This window comes from Stenotrophomonas lactitubi (genome assembly GCF_002803515.1).
GTDB classification, from domain to species: domain Bacteria; phylum Pseudomonadota; class Gammaproteobacteria; order Xanthomonadales; family Xanthomonadaceae; genus Stenotrophomonas; species Stenotrophomonas lactitubi.
This window is the reverse complement of sequence record NZ_PHQX01000001.1, coordinates 3,624,728-3,642,122: the sequence shown is the minus strand read 5'-3', so window position 1 is coordinate 3,642,122 and position 17,395 is coordinate 3,624,728. Positions and strand designations below refer to the sequence as shown.

The following is a 17,395-nucleotide window of genomic DNA, read 5'->3' as shown; positions in this document are numbered from 1 at the left end:
AGTAGTGCCTGGCCCGCTTCGGCGGGCCAGGCAGGAGGTCATATGGCCCAGATCAGGATCGGGGTCGACCCCGACAACGTATTCGGCCGGCAGCTCACGGAGCTGGAGCAGTCGCAGTTGCCGTTCGCCGCCTCGCAGGCCGCCAACAAGGTGGCCTACGAGATCCGCGAGCGGTGGAAGCGTCAGGCGCACCGCGTGTTCGATCGCCCGACGCCGCTGACCACCAATGCGGCGATGTACCGCAAGGCCACCAAAGCCCAACCGTATGCCGAGATCTACATCCGCGACGAAGCCTTCAAGGGCACACCGCCGGCGAAGTACCTGCTGGCGGAAGTCGAGGGTGGCCAACGCCGTCGGAAAGGTTTCGAGCGGCTGCTGCAGAGCCGTGGTCTGTTGTCGCCGACCCAGTTTGCAGTGATGGGGCGGGGTGCCCAGTCAAACCAGTTCGGCAACGTGCCGGCTGGGCAGGTAACCAAGATCCTGTCGCAGCTGGGCGCCCAGCATGATCGATACCAGAACCAGACAGACGTCAGTCGGAAGCGGCGGCGAGGCAAGCGCAACAACCGTGATGGCGAGTACTTCGTGATCACCAAGCGGCGCGGCGCATTGCGGCCTGGCATCTACGAGCGCATCGGACGCGGCTCGGGCGTCCGCTCGATCTTCATCTTCACCAACACCGCTGGCTACAGCCCGCGCTACGACATCTACGGCATGGCCGAGGACACCTGGAAGCGGCTGATGCCGTTCTTCCTGAAGCGCGAGCTGGAGAAGGCGATGGAAACCGCGAGGCCGCTGCCTTGAACCAGAGAGCTTTTCTGCAGGGCTTTGACGCCCTTGCGTTTGACGCGTTCCGAGCCGCGGGCGTAGCCGACACGGCGCGCTACGTGGCACCTGATGGCCAGGAATGGCCGTGCACTGTGCTGCTGGATGAGGACGTCCAACAGTTCACCGATGACGACCTTGCGCCGGTGGCCACGTCCTTCGACCGGATCACGCTGCAGTTGAGCGAGGTCAAGCCGCAGGGTGGGGGCGTTGTGCACATCGACAGCGCCGGCCGAAGGCTGAAGCTGGTCAAGAAGCTGCGCGCTGACGCATCTGCAGAGCAGTGGGAGGTGGCCAGTGTCTGAGCCACGCACCAGCCCGCGACGTCAGCTGCTGGAGGCCATGGGTCTGAGCCTGCAGCGGATCAGCATCGCCAACGGATACCTGACTGACGCCGGCGCCGGCTGGACGCTGGAACCTGCTCCGGGTGATCAGGACAGCCTGGCCGTGCTCACCGCCGTGATCGAGAAGCAGCAGCGGGCAGAGACGCCCTCCAAGGTGATCAGCCACCGCCTGACCACTGTCAGCGTCATCGCCAAGGTGCCCTCCGACACTGCGGCATACCAGGAAAAGCTGGACGACCTGGTGACTGACATCGAGGCGGCCATGGACAGCCGCGAGACGGCGCGCAATTTCCCCGATGGCATCCAGGTGCCGGTTTACGTCGGCATGGAACCGCTGATGCCGGAGAAGGCCAGCGCCGGCTGGGTCGGCGCCCTGATTACCTACCAGACCCACATCCCCAAGAAATGACCCGCCGCTCAGCGGCAACCCAACTGGAGAGCCATCATGGCCGAAGATTACAGCTACCTGGGCGCAGGCATCGTCCTGATCCGCGAGTGGAACACCAGCGACCCGTTCCTCGAGGTCGGCAACGTTTCCGCGTACACCCTGGCGCCGCAGACCAGCACGATCGAGCTGGCCGACTACCAGAACCCGGGCGGCGGCACCGCCAACCGCGTTGATCGCGTGACCGGCTACAACCTCAACTACACCTTCCACGATTTCAAGCCCGAGAACTTCGCACGTGCGACTCGCGGCAAGGTCAGCAGTATCGCTGCGGGAACCGTGACCGATGAACTGGTGGTGGCGACGAAGGGCAGCTATGCGCCGTTGGTTCGCCTGGCCAGTGAAATCACCACGGTCAAGCCTGCAACCGGCACTGCCACCTACGAGGCGGGAAAGGATTACCGCTTGGAACGCGGCATGCTGTTCATTCCGGCGGACTCTGTCATCACCCCGGCCAATCCGGCCGGCACGCCCAACGTCAAGGTCACCTACAAGAACGCTGACCTGGGCCACGTGGAGGCCGCTGTCACCTCGCAGAAGTTCTACGAGATGCAGTTCTACGGTGCCAACGAGGCCCGTGGCGGCAAGATGGTGCGCATGGTGGCGCACAAGGTCACCGGCGGCGTTATCGAAAGCATGGGCCTGATCGGAAACGAGTTTGGCGCTGGAAGCGTGCCGGGCGCGCTGCTGAAGGACAGCGCAAAGGCTAATGGGCAGGACATCTCTCCCTATTTCTACTGGCAGCAGGAGAAGTAAGCCGTGACCGACGAAGACATCATTACTCCGCCGACACGCACGGTCACCTTCCGTGGCGAGAAGATCGCCGTAGGGCCGCTGCGGCTGCAGCAGGTCGGCCCGTTCATCACCGCCAGCCGCACCATCATCGCCCGCGTGGCGATGATGGCCGGCGCTGTTGAAGCGGCGGAGCCGGCCGCCATTGGCGCAATCATGCTCGATCTGCTCGAGCAGGACGGGCAGGAGATCGCCGCTGCCTTGGCTGTGGCGGTCGACCGCGAGCCGGACTGGATCGCCGCAGGGACGTTGGATGAAGTCGCCGATCTGCTGGAGGCCGTGGTGGGATTGAACCGGGATTTTTTTGCCCGCCGGCTGCAGCGGCTGCTGCTGATGGCCAAGCCGCCGGCGGCAGAGAGTACGGCCTCGCCGACCTCGTCCAGTACCTGATCGCCCACGGGCATTCGCGGCGCGACGTGATGACATACACCTTGGCGCAGCTTCGGGCTTTCACCGCAGCTGCCGCCCAGGACGACCGCGATCGCATCGCGGAATTCGCGGTGGCCACTCGCATGGCCATGGCTGCACCCGCAGCCGATTGGCAGATGTATCTGGCCGCACTTCGTGGCCACGCCCCGGTGGGGCAGACACAAGGGAAGATGACCCATGGCTGAGCCTTCAGCGAATCTGCGTGTCCGCATCAGTGCGGACCTGGCCGACATCAGGCAGGGTCTGGGTGTGCTCACCCGGCAACTGCGCGAAGTGCGCAGCGAGGCGGCCCGGCCATTGCCGGCGAAGAATGGCATCACCGACCTCGGTGTGTCTGCGGGCCAGACGGCGCAGGCCATGCGTCAGCTGCCGGCCCAGTTCACCGACATCTTCACCAGCCTGCAGGGTGGTATGCCCTTCTTCACGGTGCTGGTGCAGCAGGGCGGGCAGATCAAGGACAGCTTCGGCGGTGTTGAGCCAGCGCTGAAGGGTGTGTCATCCGCAGTGCTGGGCATGGTCACCCCGGTCACGGTGTCGGCCGCCGCTGTTGGGCTAATGGTCTACGCTTGGTACGACGCCGAGCAGCAGGCCCAGGCCTACACCAAGGCACTGGTGCTATCGCGCAATGAGGCCGCCGCTACGACCCTCACCTTGGTGACCCTCGCGCAGCGCACCAGCGACGCGCTGGACGTCACTGCCGGTGCCGGTGCGGAGGTGGCCCAGGCCGTTGGTGCGAATGGCCGCATTGCGGCGCAGAACATGCAGGCGGTGGCTGCTGCAGCGGTGGCGATGAAGGAAGTCACCGGGCAAGCGATCGAGGATACGGTCGCCCTGTATGGAAAGCTTGCCGAAGACCCGATCAAGAACTCGCAGAAGCTCAATGAGCAGGTCAACTTCATGACCGTGGCGCTCTACGAGCAAGTCAAGGCGCTGCAGGAGCAGGGCCGCAACCAGGACGCTGTAACCGTCATCACCCGTGCGGCGGCCGATGAAACTGTGATGGCACTTGCCCGTGTCCGCGCCAGCCAGAATCCGGTGATCCGTGGCTTCAAGGATCTGTGGGTCGAGGCGACGAAGGCGTGGTCGGCGATGCAGGCCAATGTCGGCCTCGGGCCCGCGGCCGCTCAGATGCAGCAGCTGGTCGCGGAGAACCAGAGAGAGCTGGCGAAGTTGAACGATCTGGCGTCGGGCAACCAGCGGGGTTTGCCCTTGGCCAGGAATCCCATCGCGCTGGCGGCGATGGAGAAGTCCATCAAGGAGCGCTCGGAGAAGATCAAGGTTCTGGCCGTAGACCTGATCAAGGAACGTAAGGACGCCGAGGTCAAGGCCGCGCAGGATGCAAGCGCCGAATACGTGCAGCAGCAGGACACTATCATTGCTTCCCAGGCATCAAAGGAGCAGAAGAAGAAAGACGAGATCGCACGTATCAATGGGCAAGCGGACGTTGTGCGACGCAAAGCCGCAGCGGCGGGACTCGTGGAAGAAGTGCGGGTGATCGAAGAGCGCAGAGCCGCAGCAGTCGCAGCTATTGAGAAGAAGTACCGCGAGAAACCAACAGCCGGTACCGGATCCGCTTCGCGGGCAGCTGGGCTACAGGGCTACAAAGACGATTTGATCGCCGAGCAGGCGCAGATCACCGCCGGCACTCAGATGCTACGTGCCCAGTACTCGGCCAGGGAGATTACGGCCAGCGAGTACTACAGCCGCCTGCGTGATCTCCAGCAACAGAGTACCGATGCACAGTCCCGGTCACTCCAGCAACAGATCGAGTTCCTGCAGAAGCAGGGCGTCAGCGGCAAGGATGCTATCAACGTAAATCGTCAGATTGGCGAGCTCGAGGCCCGGCTGGCAAAGCTGCGCATTGAGGGCGCCGGTGCGCTGGAAGTGCTGAAGAAGGAGGAAGAATCGGCCGCAAAAGCGCGTGAGAACGCGGTCAAAGCCTACGCCAGCGCTCTGGATGCCAGCAATGAAGCGTTGCAGCGGCAGCTGACGACCCAAGCCCAGCGCGTGGGAATGGGAGATCGCGAGTACGAGATTCAGCAGCGTATCAACGAGGCAATCGCCGCTGAGGCGGACAAGCTTCGGGAGCTGAGCCTGCAGCGGAACGCGGACCAGATAGACCAGGTGACGTTCGAAGAAGAGCGGGCATTGCTCCACGCCAAGACGCTCGACCGCCTGCAACTGATACGGAATGGCTATGAAGAACTCCGCCAGGCCGAGGGCAACTGGCTGGCCGGTGCCAGCGCGGCCTGGGCGAACTACCAGCAGCAGGCGGGTAACGCCGCTCAACAGATGGGAGGCGTCGTCAACACTGTCATCGGGAGCTTCGAAGACGCCTGGGTGCAGTTCACGACGACGGGCAAGGCCAGCTTCTCAGACATGACGAAGGCCATCCTTGCTGACCTGGCAAGGATCGCGGCGCGCCAGGCCATCATGGGCATCGTGAACGCGGTTGCCAGCGCCTGGGGTGGTGGTGGCGTCACCGCCGCTGGCAATCAGGCCGTCAACGCCGGTACCAGCAGCATCAACAACCAGCTGTTCCAGAACATGAAGCTGGGCGGCGGCTACTCCACCGGTGGCTACACCGGCGATGGAGGAGTGACAGAGCCAGCTGGTGTCGTGCACAAGGGCGAGGTGGTGTGGTCTCAGAAGGACGTTGCGCGCGCTGGTGGCGTCGATGTGGTCGAGGCGATGCGCAAGGGCTTGAAGGGGTACGACACCGGCGGCGCCGTCAGCACTTCCACAGCGGGCGCTGGGCGAGCAGGTGGGCTGATCATCCAGGGAAACCTGAACATCAACGCCACCGAGCAGGAGAGCGACCAGCCCGAGGTCACCGACAAGCAGATCCGGGACAGCTTCACCGGCGCAATTAACGAGTGGGCGGTCAAGAACCTCCGGCCTGGTGGGCTCCTCTACGGCGCGGGATATCGAGCATGAAAGAGATCTTCGTCTGGTGCGTGTATAGCGCGCCGCCGAGCGTGGAATACGAGGCTGTTACCCGCGCAGTCGCGTTCGGGGACGGCTACTCACAGGAAGCGCCCGACGGCATCAACAACGAGAGGCAGATCTGGAACCTCGAGCTCTGGGGGCACCGAGAGCAGGAGCAGATGGGCGCGGCCAAGGCGTTCCTGCGGCTCCGACGGCGGCAAGGTGAGTCCTTTCTCTGGACACCACCCAACGAACCGCAAGGGCTTTTCCGCTGCACAAAGCTGACCGCCGTGGACGAGCTTGAGGGCTACCTGCGCATCAGCTGCACCTTTGAACAGACGTTCCAGCCATAGGAGCCAACATGGCCCAGAAAATCATTGATCTTCTTACCCAGCACCCCACCTGGGTTGGCGATCTTTTCCCAGTTGCTTTCGGGAAGTGCAACGACAACTTCACCGAGCTGTATGCCGCAATCGCAGCAGCGATTGCGGTTGGCGGCCGGAACATGCTCATCAACTGCGGCAGCCCGATCAACCAGCGCGGATTCGCCGGTGGCGCTCTGGCTGCGGGGGTCTATGGCTACGATCGCTGGAAGGCCGGCGCCGGTGGCTGCAACGTCGCCATCAATACCACTACCGGTGTCTTCACCCATTCGAGCGGGCCGCTGCAGCAGATCGTGGAGGCCCCGTTGCTGGCATGGGGCCAGCCGCTCACCATCAGCGTAGAGAACCCCAGCGGCAGCATCACCGTAAGTGTGGGCGGAGCCACTGGAACGATCACCTCTGGGAGCGGCCGGCGAGGTGTAACCCTCACCCCGTCTGGCAGCGGCAACATGACGGTGCAGCTGACCGCGACCGGTGTCACCTACAGCCGTCCGCAGCTGGAGCGCGGCAGCGCGGCCACGGCATTCGATGCCCGGCCAGTGGCGCAAGAGCTCGCCCTTTGCAGGCGCTACTTCGAACGGGTTGACGGGACAGAGATTGCCGGTGCTACGTTCAATGCCGCGGACATCATGTTCGGGTGCAATTTCTCTGTGGCCAAGAGAGCAGCACCGGCGCTCGCCACCGTTGCCTATCCGACGTGGGTGGGTAATGGGCAAACAGGAAGTACAAACACCATCGTGCTTGCGGGCGCCAGCATCAACGGGTTCCGCGGCGATGTGACCGGGTTCACCGGATCGGTCGTCCAAGGCCTTTCCTACAACCTGCGCGGTGGTGCATTCACCGCAGACGCGGAGCTTTGACCATGTACCGATTCACGAAATCGCCAGACGAGATTCAGTTGATCTCCACCGGTGAGGTCATCCCGAAGGGCCACCGCCTTTGGGAACTCTATGAAGTCTGGCTTGAGGAAGGAAACAATCCGGCGCCGGCAGCATTGCCATACGAACTCCATAGTCCCCAGCACTACCAGGCGATTCGCTCTGCTGCATGGGGATGGATGACTGCCTACGTTGTTGACCGCCGGTACGACAGCGTTGAAACCTGCGTTGGCTATTACAACAGCGGCGTTGAACGCTATCGACTGGAAGCGCGAGCGATGGTTGCGTGGCGTGATGCCGTGAACCTCGCGCTGGAGCAGTTGGTCACGAATCCACCGGCCGGGATCGAGACGTGGGAGCAGGTCCAGGCGCTTTTGCCCCAGCCGGAGGTCTTCAATTGGCCGAGCGAGATTTCGCTGCCGCTGGGCACGGGTGAATCGGCGGTGCTGGAATGATCACTGCCGATGCCCAGCAGCTGGAGCCCGGTGGCCGGGTGACCTTGTACGAACTGGACGCGAGTAGCTTCGGTGCTGATCAGCTGTTCTTCCACCAGCACCTGCAGACGGGGGTGATCTGGTGGCAGGGCCAGGAGTACGGGCCGTGGCCGATCGAGGCCACCGGCTTCGCGCGCACCAGTGACCAACCGCCGAACCCACGCCTGAAGGTGAGCAACATCGATGGGCGCATCACAGCGCTGTGCCTCATGTTCGATGACCTGGTCGGCGCGAGGGTCATCCGCCGACAGACGCTGGTGAAGTACCTGGACGCGGTCAACTTCCCCGCAATCACCAACCGGGTTCGCAACAGTGCAGACGCGATGGCGGCAACGTGGAGCAGCCTTGGCACCAGCGCGACCCCGGTGGCGCCTATCTCAGTCGATGGCATTACGTTTAAAGCTCCCTCCCTTGTGGCGAGTACCGTATCCGGTGGCTACCCGCGGCGCGTTGCAGGGATGTGGAACACACCTGCAGTGACAGTGAACAAGCAGGTCACAACCACGGTCTATTTCAGGTTCGGCACTTCAGGAGCCTTCCGGCTGCATTACACCAACCCAACCGTGGCCGGTGTGCGTGACTGTTTCATTTGGGGGCGAGCTACGGACACATGGCCCACTGTGAACCTGCCATTCACTGCAGGCCAGGCACAGATTCTTGAGTACAAGGATCTCGGCAATGGTCTGAGGAAGCTGGTGGTGGTCGTTACGTACTCGGAAGCCGGGAACGGTGCTCCGTCGTATGGCTTCGGCCCACATCCTTCGGCTATCGGTCAGAACGTGACGCTGCTGGGTATGCAGGTTGAGGATGGCCCGGTCGCCAGCCCGTTCACGATGACATCGGCCGACCCCAGCGCTGATCGAAATCCCACCGCCGACCCGAACGAGCACTTCCTGGATGAGATCTGGTTCATCGAGCGCAAAGTTGGCGAAGAGAGGGAGGCCGTCGAGTTCGAGCTGACCACCGCCATCGACCTCAACGGCGAGCAGCTGCCCGGCCGGCAGGTCATCGCCGGCGTGTGCGGCTGGCTGATCCGGGGTGGATATCGCGGCCCCTACTGCGGTTACAACGGGCCGGCCGTGGCCGATGCCAACGACGTGCCGACCACTGACCCGTCGCGCGACCAATGCGGGGGTAGGGTGGGTAGCTGCAAGCTGCGCTTCGGCGCAGACAAGCCGCTGCCCTATGGCGGATTCCCGGCCGCCGGCCTGCTGCGCACCTGACGCACCCCTTCATCCCCGTTTCCACAGCCCGCCGTGTGCGGGCTTTTCTATGAGCAAACCATGGAACTGAGCACCCTGCAGGCTATACAGGCACATGCCGTGGCCGAGTACCCGCGCGAGTGCTGCGGATTGATTGTGGCTACGGCCGGCGGTGAGGCCTACGTTGCCTGCCGTAATGTGGCGATGACGCCCAGCGAGCACTTCCGGCTGCCGGCAGAGGACTATGCCGATGCCGAGGACGTGGGCGAGGTGCTGGCCGTCGTGCACAGCCACCCGAACGCGCCTGCGACCGCGTCGGATGCCGATCGCGTCATGTGCGAGGCCAGCGGCCTGCCGTGGCACATCGTCAGCGTTGGCCAAGTCACTGGTGCCGAACCCGAATGTGGTGACCTGCAGACCATCCAGCCCAGCGGCTTCATCGCGCCGCTGGTGGGCCGGCAGTTCGCTCACGGCATCCTCGACTGCTACACGCTGGTGCGCGACTTCCACGCGCGGGAGCTCGGCATCCACCTCAGTCAGTACGAACGAGAGGACGACTGGTGGGAGAAGGGGCAGGATCTCTACAGCTTGGATCGGCTCCGGGCTGAGGGCTTCGAGCAGATCGAGGACGAGCCTCGCCGCGGCGACATGATCCTGATGCAGATCCGCTCCACCGTACCGAACCACGCCGGCATCCACTTGGGTGATGGCCAGATGCTGCATCATCTGCACGGCCGGCTTTCGGAGGTCGTGCCCTACGGCGGCATGTGGACCGAGCGGACCCGCTACATCGTTCGCCATAAGGAGGCACGTCATGGCTGAGCGCATGCGCACCATCCGCCTGTATGGCCAGCTGGGCAGCCGGTTCGGGCGCAAGTTCCGATTGGCCGTGAACAGCCCGGCGGAAGCCGTCCGCGCGCTGTGCGCGATCGTGCCGGGCTTCCAGCAGTATCTGGCCCGTGCGAAGGAGCAGGGTATGGCGTTTGCCGTGTTCATCGGCAAACAGAACATCACCAAGGATCAGCTGCAGGATCCCCCCGGTGGCGAGGACATTCGCATCGCCCCAGTGCTGCTGGGCAGCAAGCGCGGCGGCGTGCTGAACATCATCCTCGGGGTCGTGCTGATCGTTGTGGGCGTCTATACCACCAACTTCAATCTGGTCGTCCAGGGTGCCGTGATGGTGATCGGCGGCGTCGTGCAGATGCTGGGACCGCAGCCCAAGGGCCTCGGCTCCCAAGACAGTGCCGAGAATCGGCCGAACTACAGCATGAACGGCACCGTCAACACACAGGCCCAGGGCAACCCGGTGCCGGTGCCCTACGGTGGGCACGACACCAAGGGCATGCTGGTGGGCTCTGCCGTGATCAGTGGTGGCATCCAGGCGGAGGACCAGCTGTGAACCTGCCGACAGTAAACGCACCGTTGGCCTATGGGGTGGGGCAGGCTGTCCGCCTGGCCGGCGCAGGCGGCAAGAGCGGATCCAATGCCCGCACCCCCGTTGAGACGCCGGATAGCCTTCACTCCATGGCTGTGGCCCGCATCGTGGACCTGGTGGGCGAGGGCGAGATCCGGGGGCTGGTTGCCGGGAACCAGTCTATCTACCTCAACCAAGTGCCGATCCAGAACCCCGACGGAACGGCGAACTTCTCGGGAGTGACGGTAGAAACCCGCTCGGGCACGCAGGACCAGTCCTACATCCCAGGCTTCCCGTCGGTCGAGAATGAAGTTGCGGTCAATGTCGAGCTGCGCGGCGGTGAGCCGGTAGTTCGAACTGTTAGTGGGCCGGACCTGTCCGCCGTCCGCATCAGGTTGGCCGTGCCAGCGCTGCAGGAGGTGGACGGCGAGAACGGGGACCGGAAGGGCTACTCGATCACCTACGCGGTGGATCTGGCCGTTGACGGTGGCGCCTTCACTACGGTGCTGACCGAAGCCATCACCGGGAAGACGACCTCGCAGTATGAGCGCAGCCGTCGCATTGACCTGCCGCCGGGATCGCAGTGGCAAGTGCGCATCCGGCGCATCACGCCGAACCGGAACAACTCGCTGATCTCGGACACGGTCAACGTGCTATCGATGACCGAGATCATCGACGTGAAACTTCGCTACCCGAACTGCGCCTTGGCAGCAGTGCAGGTGGACGCCAGTGCGTTTCAGAGCATCCCATCGCGTTCCTACCGCATCTGGGGGCGTGTCGTGCGCGTGCCGGCCAACTACGATCCGATCAGCCGGATCTACTCGACCAGCGGGCCGGGCACCACCAGCGGCGCCTGGGACGGCTCCTTCAAATCGGCGTGGACCAACAATCCGGCCTGGGCCTTCTTCGACATCGTGACCAACGATCGCTTCGGACTGGGCAACCGCATCCCGCTGGACTGGGTGGACAAGTGGCGCCTGTATCAGATCGCCCAGTACTGCGATCAGCTGGTGAGCGATGGCCTCGGCGGGAAGGAGCCTCGATTCACCTGCAGTCTCTACCTGCAGAGCAGGGCGGATGCGTACCGCGTGCTGCAGGATATGGCCAGCATGTTCCGCGGCATCAGCTTCTATGCGGCAGGCCAGGTCATGGCCTCGGCCGATATGCCGAAGGATCCGGGCGCGACGTTCAGCCAGGCCAACGTTGTCGGTGGCCGATTCCGATACGAAGGCAGCGGCCGCAAGGCACGGCATACGGTTGCGCTGGTGTCGTGGACCGATCCTGACGACTTCGGGCGGCAGAAGGTCGAGCCGGTTCAGCACCTGGAAGGCATCGCGCGCTACGGCGTCAATCAGACTGAGGTGACGGCCATCGGTTGCCATTCGCGTGCGCAGGCCCAGCGTGTCGGCAACCACATCCTGTACACCGAAAACCTCGAAACCGAGACGGTGGGCTTTTCGGTAGGCATGGACGCGCTGAACTGCATGCCTGGTGATGTGATCCAGATTGCAGACCCGAACCGTGCCGGCCGCCGCAACGCCGGCCGCATCCGTGCAGCTACGGAAGATACCCTGACGCTCGACCGCATCCCGGATGAGATGGCGGCCGGCGACCTCCTGCACGCGACACTGCCGAGCGGGAAGGTTGAAGGGCGGAGCATCACCGGTATCGATCGTGTCGCAGGCGTGGTCAAGGTGGCTGTGCCGTGGTCCGCCGTTCCCGTGGAGCAATCGGTCTGGGCGACCGAGTCCAGCGAACTGGCGCTGCAGCTGTTCCGGGTGGTTGGTGTGGCAGAGGGTGAAGACCTCACCTACAACATCACTGCCCTGAAGCACGTGCCCGGGAAGTACGCTGCGATCGACGACGGCACGCGTCTGGAGCTGCCGCCCATCAGCATCATACCGCCGAGCGTTCAGCCGCCCCCGACCAACGTGACCCTGTCGTCGCACGTGGTGATCGAGCAGGGCATCGCCACCCCGACGCTGACCATCCAGTGGAACGCCGCCGACAAGGCAATCGCGTACGACGTGGAATGGAGGCGCGATGACCTGAACTGGGTTCGTGCCGGCCGGGTAACGACGGCCAGCGTCGAAGTGCCAGGCATATACGCCGGCAAATACCTCGCGCGCGTACGAGCAGTGAATGCGCTCAACTCCGTGTCGATCCCGGCGACAAGCATGCTGACCGACATCCGCGGCAAGACCGAGCCGCCGCCGGCAGTGACCTCGCTGACCACGACGTCCATCGTGTTCGGCATCCAGCTCGCTTGGGCCTTCCCTCCAGGCGCCACCGACACCCAGCGCACCGAGATCTGGCGCAGCCCCGGCCCCAACCGCGAGACGGCCACAAAGCTGGGCGACTACGCGTATCCGCAAAATCGGTTGCAGCTGGATGGGCTGGCCGCTGGCGCGCGGTTCTTCTTCTGGGCACGTCTGGTAGATCGCAGCGGGAACATCGGCCCGTGGTATCCGACTGGCGCCGGCGTCATGGGCCAGGCCAGCACCGACCTGAGCGAGTACGAGGAGTACTTCCGCGGCAAGATCGTGGAGAGCTCGCTCGGGCAGGACTTGCTCGCGAAGATCGAGAGCACCAGCGGGCTGGTGCCGTTGATCTGGGCCGAAGGCGCCACCTACGAGCCAGGGCAAACCGTGGTCTACAACGGCCGAATCTGGCTGTGGAATGGGCCCGGCAACGGAAACGAGCGGCCTCCAGGCACGAAGTGGACCAACGTGGGCGACGCGATCGCCGAGTCTGGTGCGTTGGTTGGGCGCATGAACCAGGTCGAGATGGATATCGGCGAACTGGATGGGAAGGTTTTGGCCCAAGGGAAGCGAATCGACGGTATCTTCGCGCAGGTAGATGCCCGGGGCGCCGGCGACACGGATGGTGGTGCAGGTGACGCCACGGCCTATGCCGGTGTTATGTCGGTGCAGGCGGTGGCGGCGATGGATGACTACGCCATGGCCAAGCGGACCGACACTGTGGAAGCCAAAGTTGGCGACACCCAGGCGATCGTGCAGCAAACCTCGCAAGCCGTGGTCGACATGGACGGCAAGATCAGTGCGTCGTGGAATCTGAAGCTGCAGATTGCGGCCAATGGCCAGTACTACGTCGCCGGAATGGGCATCGGCATCGAAAACCAGCCCGACGGAAGCTACCAGAGCCAGATCCTGTTCCAGGCTGATCGCCTGGCCCTGATCAACATGATCAACGGCCAAGTGACTACGCCCTTCGTGATTCAAGGGGGGCAGACGTTCATCAGCCAGGCGCTGATCGGTGTCGCGTGGATCACCAACGCGAACATTGCCGACGCCGCCATCACCAACGCGAAGATCAGTGGGGTGATCCAGTCTGACGACTACGCGCAGGGTCAGACCGGCTGGCGGATCAACAAGGCTGCTGGCGGTGGGTTCGAGTTCAATGGCACCGTGGCCGGTGGATACCGCCTGAACATCACCAACCAGGGCGTGTACGTCTACTACCCGAACGGCACCCCGGCCGTTGAACTTGGAGTGCTGCTGTAATGGCCGACGTTGGTTTGCGGGTCCGGAACGAGAGCGGGTATGTGGAGACTTCGGTCACCACGAAGCTGTCGAAGATGATCGGGTCGTACACGTTCCCGCTCTACAACCCGGTGAACTCCAACAACAAATGGGTCGCCCCGCCTGAGGCAAATGGAGGGCTCGTCGTCAACGACTTTCTTGGCGGCGAGCCCTTCTACTACTTTACTTGCGAAGGCCAGAAGTCCACCTATGGGATGTTGGTTCCTTCGGTGACGATATCGGGCAACAGCATCGTCTGGACCTGGGAGCCTGACGTGGTGAACTACCACGTCAGGATGGAGATGTTCCCAAGCCAGCCGACATCGAACACGGTCGGCGGCATCACGCTTCACTACGGGGTATACAGCTGATGGCTGTCGGACTGCGCGTACGGAATCAGGGCACCGGGCAGATCCAGATCGGCCTCGGCTATCGCAACCTGCAGCTGGCCAAATCGGGGACGCTCAACACAGGAGCTTTCTCCGGAGGCGCGACCGGTGGATCGCCGCCGTTTGGTTCGTGGTCGCCGGGTGGTGTTCTTGCATCAACGAACGGAACGACGAACCTCCACGTCTGCCGATACATCAATGATGCTGTGTCAACTAACACTGGATTTACGCTAGTTCAGAGCGGGGTTACGTGCAACGTGTACGCTTCCAACGCGGCACCGAACAAGGTGCTCGAGTACTACACGTTCAGCGCCGCCGAGCGCGCAGCGACAGGGCCGGTTGGGTTGCGCATGCGCGGCGAGAACGGCACGGTGTTCTACGACTCAAGGCGAAAGGGACTGCGCGTTCTCCAGGTGGTGCCGCTGCCAACGGTGCCCGGACCTCCCGTTGAAATCGGTCAGTTCTTTCCAGGCACAAAGATCGGAATTGCAATCCCGTCACCGCGGTTCTACTACAACTCGGTATCGCAGGACCGATGCACCATGACGGCCGACCATTTCCACATGACCGGCGACAACCGAATCTTCATTTCAAGATTGCAGGTTTCCCAACAGACGCTGATCACCAACACCTTCCCGGTTGGCGGCGTAACGATGGGGCCTCAGAACGCCTCGATCTTCATCGTGGACCTGACCGAGGTGCCGTTGGGGTTCGGCTGAAGGCGGTGCCATCACGCCGCCACAACGCGGCCTGCGGCCAGATTGCGGCCATGTGCTATTCCGCCCAGATCGAAGCCGCCTACCAGAAGCTGGTCCGCATGACCGGCGCCACCGTGTCGCTGCAGGAGTTTGCGGCCCTCTACGCCCATGACCCGGGCAAGAAGCGGCCCAAGACCCCGAAGGCGATGGATGATGCGTTCCGTGCCGGCACAAGCTCGGCAGAGCGGGCAGTGTGGGCGGAGATCCAACAGTGGAACCAGGCCGAGGCCGCCATCCTTGAGCAGGAGCTTTTCGCCAACCGGAAGCGCTTGGCCGATGCGGAGCGATCGCTGCAGGCCAAGGAGACGAAGAAGGCCCGGGAAGACGTGCGCATCGCCGGCAACAAGATCGAGCGCGCCATGGGCAAGCTGGGCGACCTGAAGCGGTCCGAAGGCAAGGACCGGGACAGCCGGATCTTTCCCGGAGTCTACGCCCCGGTGATCGTCTCAGAGGGCGGCAAGCTGACGATCAAGCCGATGCGCTACCAGTGTCGGCTGGCCGGGAAACCGGCCAACTACGATCAGCGCTTCCCGGGCACGTACAACGCCCGCCGCGATAGCCTGGAGAAGTTCTGGGCGCCGGCCTTCGGCCATACCCACGGCTTGATGGTCGTCGACACCTTCTACGAGAACGTGGAGGGGCCGGACGGGAAGAACCAGGTGGTGCAGTTCACCCCGCGCACGGGGGAACCGATGCTGGTGGCCTGCCTGTGGTCGCACTGGGTGGACCCAGCCGGCAAGGAACCGGCTCTGCTGTCGTTTGCCGCCATCACGGACGACCCGGAACCCGAGGTGGCTGCCGCCGGCCACGACCGGACCATCATCAACATCAAGCCCGAGCACGTCGATGCTTGGTTGAACCCGGATCCCGCCGACCTGGCCGCGCTGTATCGGATCTTTGACGACAAACGGCACCCGTTCTACGAGCACCGGCTGGCGGCCTGACTCAGCGACTATCTGGCTGTATCTGGAGGAAGGGGGCATCTCAGCTAGTGAGAATTCCTTCAATTAGTATTAATGCTAACAAGAGGGTTTGCCGTCGACCACGTCATGCCTTAACGTTCGCGTTTCACAGAATTTGACACCGGACGTCCCTAATGACTGTGCCAGAATGGAACGCGGCAGGCCTACTCCCTCCCTATGATGTAGATAGCCCGGTCTCTCGGCAGCGCTCGCCCTATGTGGTCACGGTTGCAGACATCATCGCTAAGCTGTCTACAACGCCTCAGCGCTGCGCAATTGCTGACGGATTTCTCCGTTATAGGGCGGACCTTCACGCGCTTGGGTTTACCTCTGGTTTCCAATGGGTGGATGGAAGTTTTTGTACTGACCTGGAGACGCTTGAAGGAAGAGCGCCTGGCGATATCGACCTTGTGACGTTCCTTGATACGCCCCCGGATCTGGATCACGAGGCGGCGTTCGTAGCTAAGCCTGAGCTTTTCTTGCAGCCGAGAGAGGCGTACTCCTGTGACGCGTATTTTGTTGAATTGAATGGCGCCACGCCGGAGTACTTGATCGCAAACTCTGCGTATTGGTCGAGCGTATGGGGGCACACTAGGAGTGGTACTTGGAAGGGCTTTTTGCAAGTGAGTCTTGACCCGGAATTCGATGGGCTCGCAAGGGACATGCTGCAGGCAGCCGAGGTGGCCCAATGAGAACATTTGAAAAGAACTCTCTCAATAGTGAAATCGCGGAAGTTTCAAGGTTGTTGCGCCTTGCAGGTCCCAAGGATGTGTTCACACGGATAGGGTTGGAGCGCAGACTTAAGGAGCTCACGACACAGCAGGATGAAGATCCAGGAAATCACTTTCAGTCGCGTGTTACCTTCAAAGGTTCGCCGGTTGTTGGTAGTTACGGAATCTCTGCTTCGTTTGGTGCCAAAGCGATGGTGGCGTTTTCAGACGCCGTATCCGCCGTCGGTGCCTCCTTGAGGGGGGTGCTTGCGGCGCGGGGGCCACTACCCGATCGCCCTGATTTTGAAATGCTGATAACGGGGACAGCTGTTGGATCTTTTGGATTCGAGCTGGAGAGCCGAAATCGTGAGCTGGTAGAAGGTGGTGCCGTATCAGAGGCTGTCGAGCGTGCGCAAATTCTACTGGAGGCTGCATCGCAGGAAGAAGATGACGCCCTTGCGGAAGCAGTCGTAGACCTTGATCGACGTGCCATTGCCACTGTTAGGGCCTTTGCGGAACTTCTGCATCAGCATGGAGCGTTGTGCACGGTCTCTACTGTACATAAAACTTTTAGTTTCTCTAACAGCCTTGAAGTTGTAAGGAGTGTGGCCCGACTTGAGGATGCCAACATCCTAGAGGACGAGCAGACTCTTTCAGGCATTCTGATTGGCGTGCTCCCTGTAACGAGAACTCTCGAGTTTCGTCTCCCGAACTCTGAGGTAATACGCGGCAAAGTTGACCGTTCTGTTGGTGAGCTGGAGACAGTGCACGAGGCTTTGCATAAACGCTCCACGGTCCGGGTTCGAACTACTCAAGTTGGAGACGGCAAGACTAAGTATTTGTTTGTGGGTAAACCCGAAGTACAAGACAACGGGGTCGACCTTTTGGATCATCAGTAATCAC

19 protein-coding genes are annotated in these 17,395 nt (G+C 62.6%); all 19 read left to right on the top strand.

From position 1 onward, the window contains the following. Positions 1-42: 42 nt before the first annotated feature. Complete coding sequence (locus CR156_RS17050) at positions 43-801, top strand: hypothetical protein (protein WP_100553689.1); 759 nt, start codon at positions 43-45, stop codon at positions 799-801. 83 nt (positions 802-884) lie between these two features. Next, positions 885-1,127 (top strand): hypothetical protein, encoded by a 243-nt coding sequence (locus CR156_RS17045; protein ID WP_243381859.1) that lies wholly within the window; start codon positions 885-887, stop codon positions 1,125-1,127. Then, the gene (locus tag CR156_RS17040; RefSeq protein ID WP_243381857.1) at positions 1,120-1,575 is read left to right on the top strand and encodes a hypothetical protein; all 456 of its coding nucleotides are present in this window, start codon (positions 1,120-1,122) and stop codon (positions 1,573-1,575) included. Before CR156_RS17045 ends, CR156_RS17040 begins: the two co-directional genes overlap by 8 nt. Before the next feature lie 36 nt (positions 1,576-1,611). Beyond that, positions 1,612-2,367, top strand: coding sequence for a phage tail tube protein (locus CR156_RS17035; RefSeq protein ID WP_100553686.1), 756 nt, complete (start codon positions 1,612-1,614; stop codon positions 2,365-2,367). A 3-nt stretch (positions 2,368-2,370) separates the two neighbouring features. Next, positions 2,371-2,793 (top strand): hypothetical protein, encoded by a 423-nt coding sequence (locus tag CR156_RS17030; RefSeq protein ID WP_100553685.1) that lies wholly within the window; start codon positions 2,371-2,373, stop codon positions 2,791-2,793. 29 nt (positions 2,794-2,822) lie between these two features. Then, positions 2,823-3,017 (top strand): hypothetical protein, encoded by a 195-nt coding sequence (locus CR156_RS17025; RefSeq protein WP_100553684.1) that lies wholly within the window; start codon positions 2,823-2,825, stop codon positions 3,015-3,017. Then, positions 3,010-5,769, top strand: coding sequence for a phage tail tape measure protein (locus CR156_RS17020; protein ID WP_100553683.1), 2,760 nt, complete (start codon positions 3,010-3,012; stop codon positions 5,767-5,769). The genes CR156_RS17025 and CR156_RS17020 overlap by 8 nt, the downstream gene beginning before the upstream one ends. Then, the gene (locus CR156_RS17015; protein WP_100553682.1) at positions 5,766-6,113 is read left to right on the top strand and encodes a phage tail protein; all 348 of its coding nucleotides are present in this window, start codon (positions 5,766-5,768) and stop codon (positions 6,111-6,113) included. The genes CR156_RS17020 and CR156_RS17015 overlap by 4 nt, the downstream gene beginning before the upstream one ends. Positions 6,114-6,121: 8 nt before the next feature. After that, positions 6,122-7,003 (top strand): hypothetical protein, encoded by an 882-nt coding sequence (locus CR156_RS17010; RefSeq protein WP_100553681.1) that lies wholly within the window; start codon positions 6,122-6,124, stop codon positions 7,001-7,003. A 2-nt stretch (positions 7,004-7,005) separates the two neighbouring features. Continuing rightward, the gene (locus CR156_RS22780) at positions 7,006-7,476 is read left to right on the top strand and encodes a hypothetical protein (RefSeq protein ID WP_133120103.1); all 471 of its coding nucleotides are present in this window, start codon (positions 7,006-7,008) and stop codon (positions 7,474-7,476) included. Continuing rightward, on the top strand, positions 7,473-8,738 hold the full coding sequence (locus CR156_RS23220; protein WP_243381855.1) for a phage minor tail protein L: 1,266 nt from the start codon (positions 7,473-7,475) through the stop codon (positions 8,736-8,738). Before CR156_RS22780 ends, CR156_RS23220 begins: the two co-directional genes overlap by 4 nt. Positions 8,739-8,798: 60 nt before the next feature. Continuing rightward, complete coding sequence (locus CR156_RS16990) at positions 8,799-9,539, top strand: C40 family peptidase (protein WP_100553679.1); 741 nt, start codon at positions 8,799-8,801, stop codon at positions 9,537-9,539. Next, positions 9,532-10,116, top strand: coding sequence for a tail assembly protein (locus CR156_RS16985; RefSeq protein ID WP_100553678.1), 585 nt, complete (start codon positions 9,532-9,534; stop codon positions 10,114-10,116). Before CR156_RS16990 ends, CR156_RS16985 begins: the two co-directional genes overlap by 8 nt. After that, positions 10,113-13,655 (top strand): TipJ family phage tail tip protein, encoded by a 3,543-nt coding sequence (locus CR156_RS16980; protein ID WP_243381852.1) that lies wholly within the window; start codon positions 10,113-10,115, stop codon positions 13,653-13,655. Before CR156_RS16985 ends, CR156_RS16980 begins: the two co-directional genes overlap by 4 nt. Next, entirely contained in the window at positions 13,655-14,044 is a 390-nt protein-coding gene (locus CR156_RS16975; RefSeq protein ID WP_100553676.1) for a hypothetical protein, read from the top strand. Before CR156_RS16980 ends, CR156_RS16975 begins: the two co-directional genes overlap by 1 nt. Next, a complete protein-coding gene (locus CR156_RS22775; protein WP_133120102.1) occupies positions 14,044-14,781 on the top strand; it encodes a hypothetical protein in 738 nt (245 codons plus the stop codon). The genes CR156_RS16975 and CR156_RS22775 overlap by 1 nt, the downstream gene beginning before the upstream one ends. Positions 14,782-14,831: 50 nt before the next feature. After that, entirely contained in the window at positions 14,832-15,764 is a 933-nt protein-coding gene (locus CR156_RS16965) for an SOS response-associated peptidase family protein (RefSeq protein ID WP_100553674.1), read from the top strand. Positions 15,765-15,916: 152 nt separating this feature from the next. Next, positions 15,917-16,474, top strand: a complete 558-nt coding sequence (locus CR156_RS23420) for a DUF6932 family protein (protein ID WP_409349560.1) — start codon at positions 15,917-15,919, stop codon at positions 16,472-16,474. After that, positions 16,471-17,391 (top strand): hypothetical protein, encoded by a 921-nt coding sequence (locus CR156_RS22770; RefSeq protein WP_133120101.1) that lies wholly within the window; start codon positions 16,471-16,473, stop codon positions 17,389-17,391. Before CR156_RS23420 ends, CR156_RS22770 begins: the two co-directional genes overlap by 4 nt. Positions 17,392-17,395: the final 4 nt, after the last annotated feature.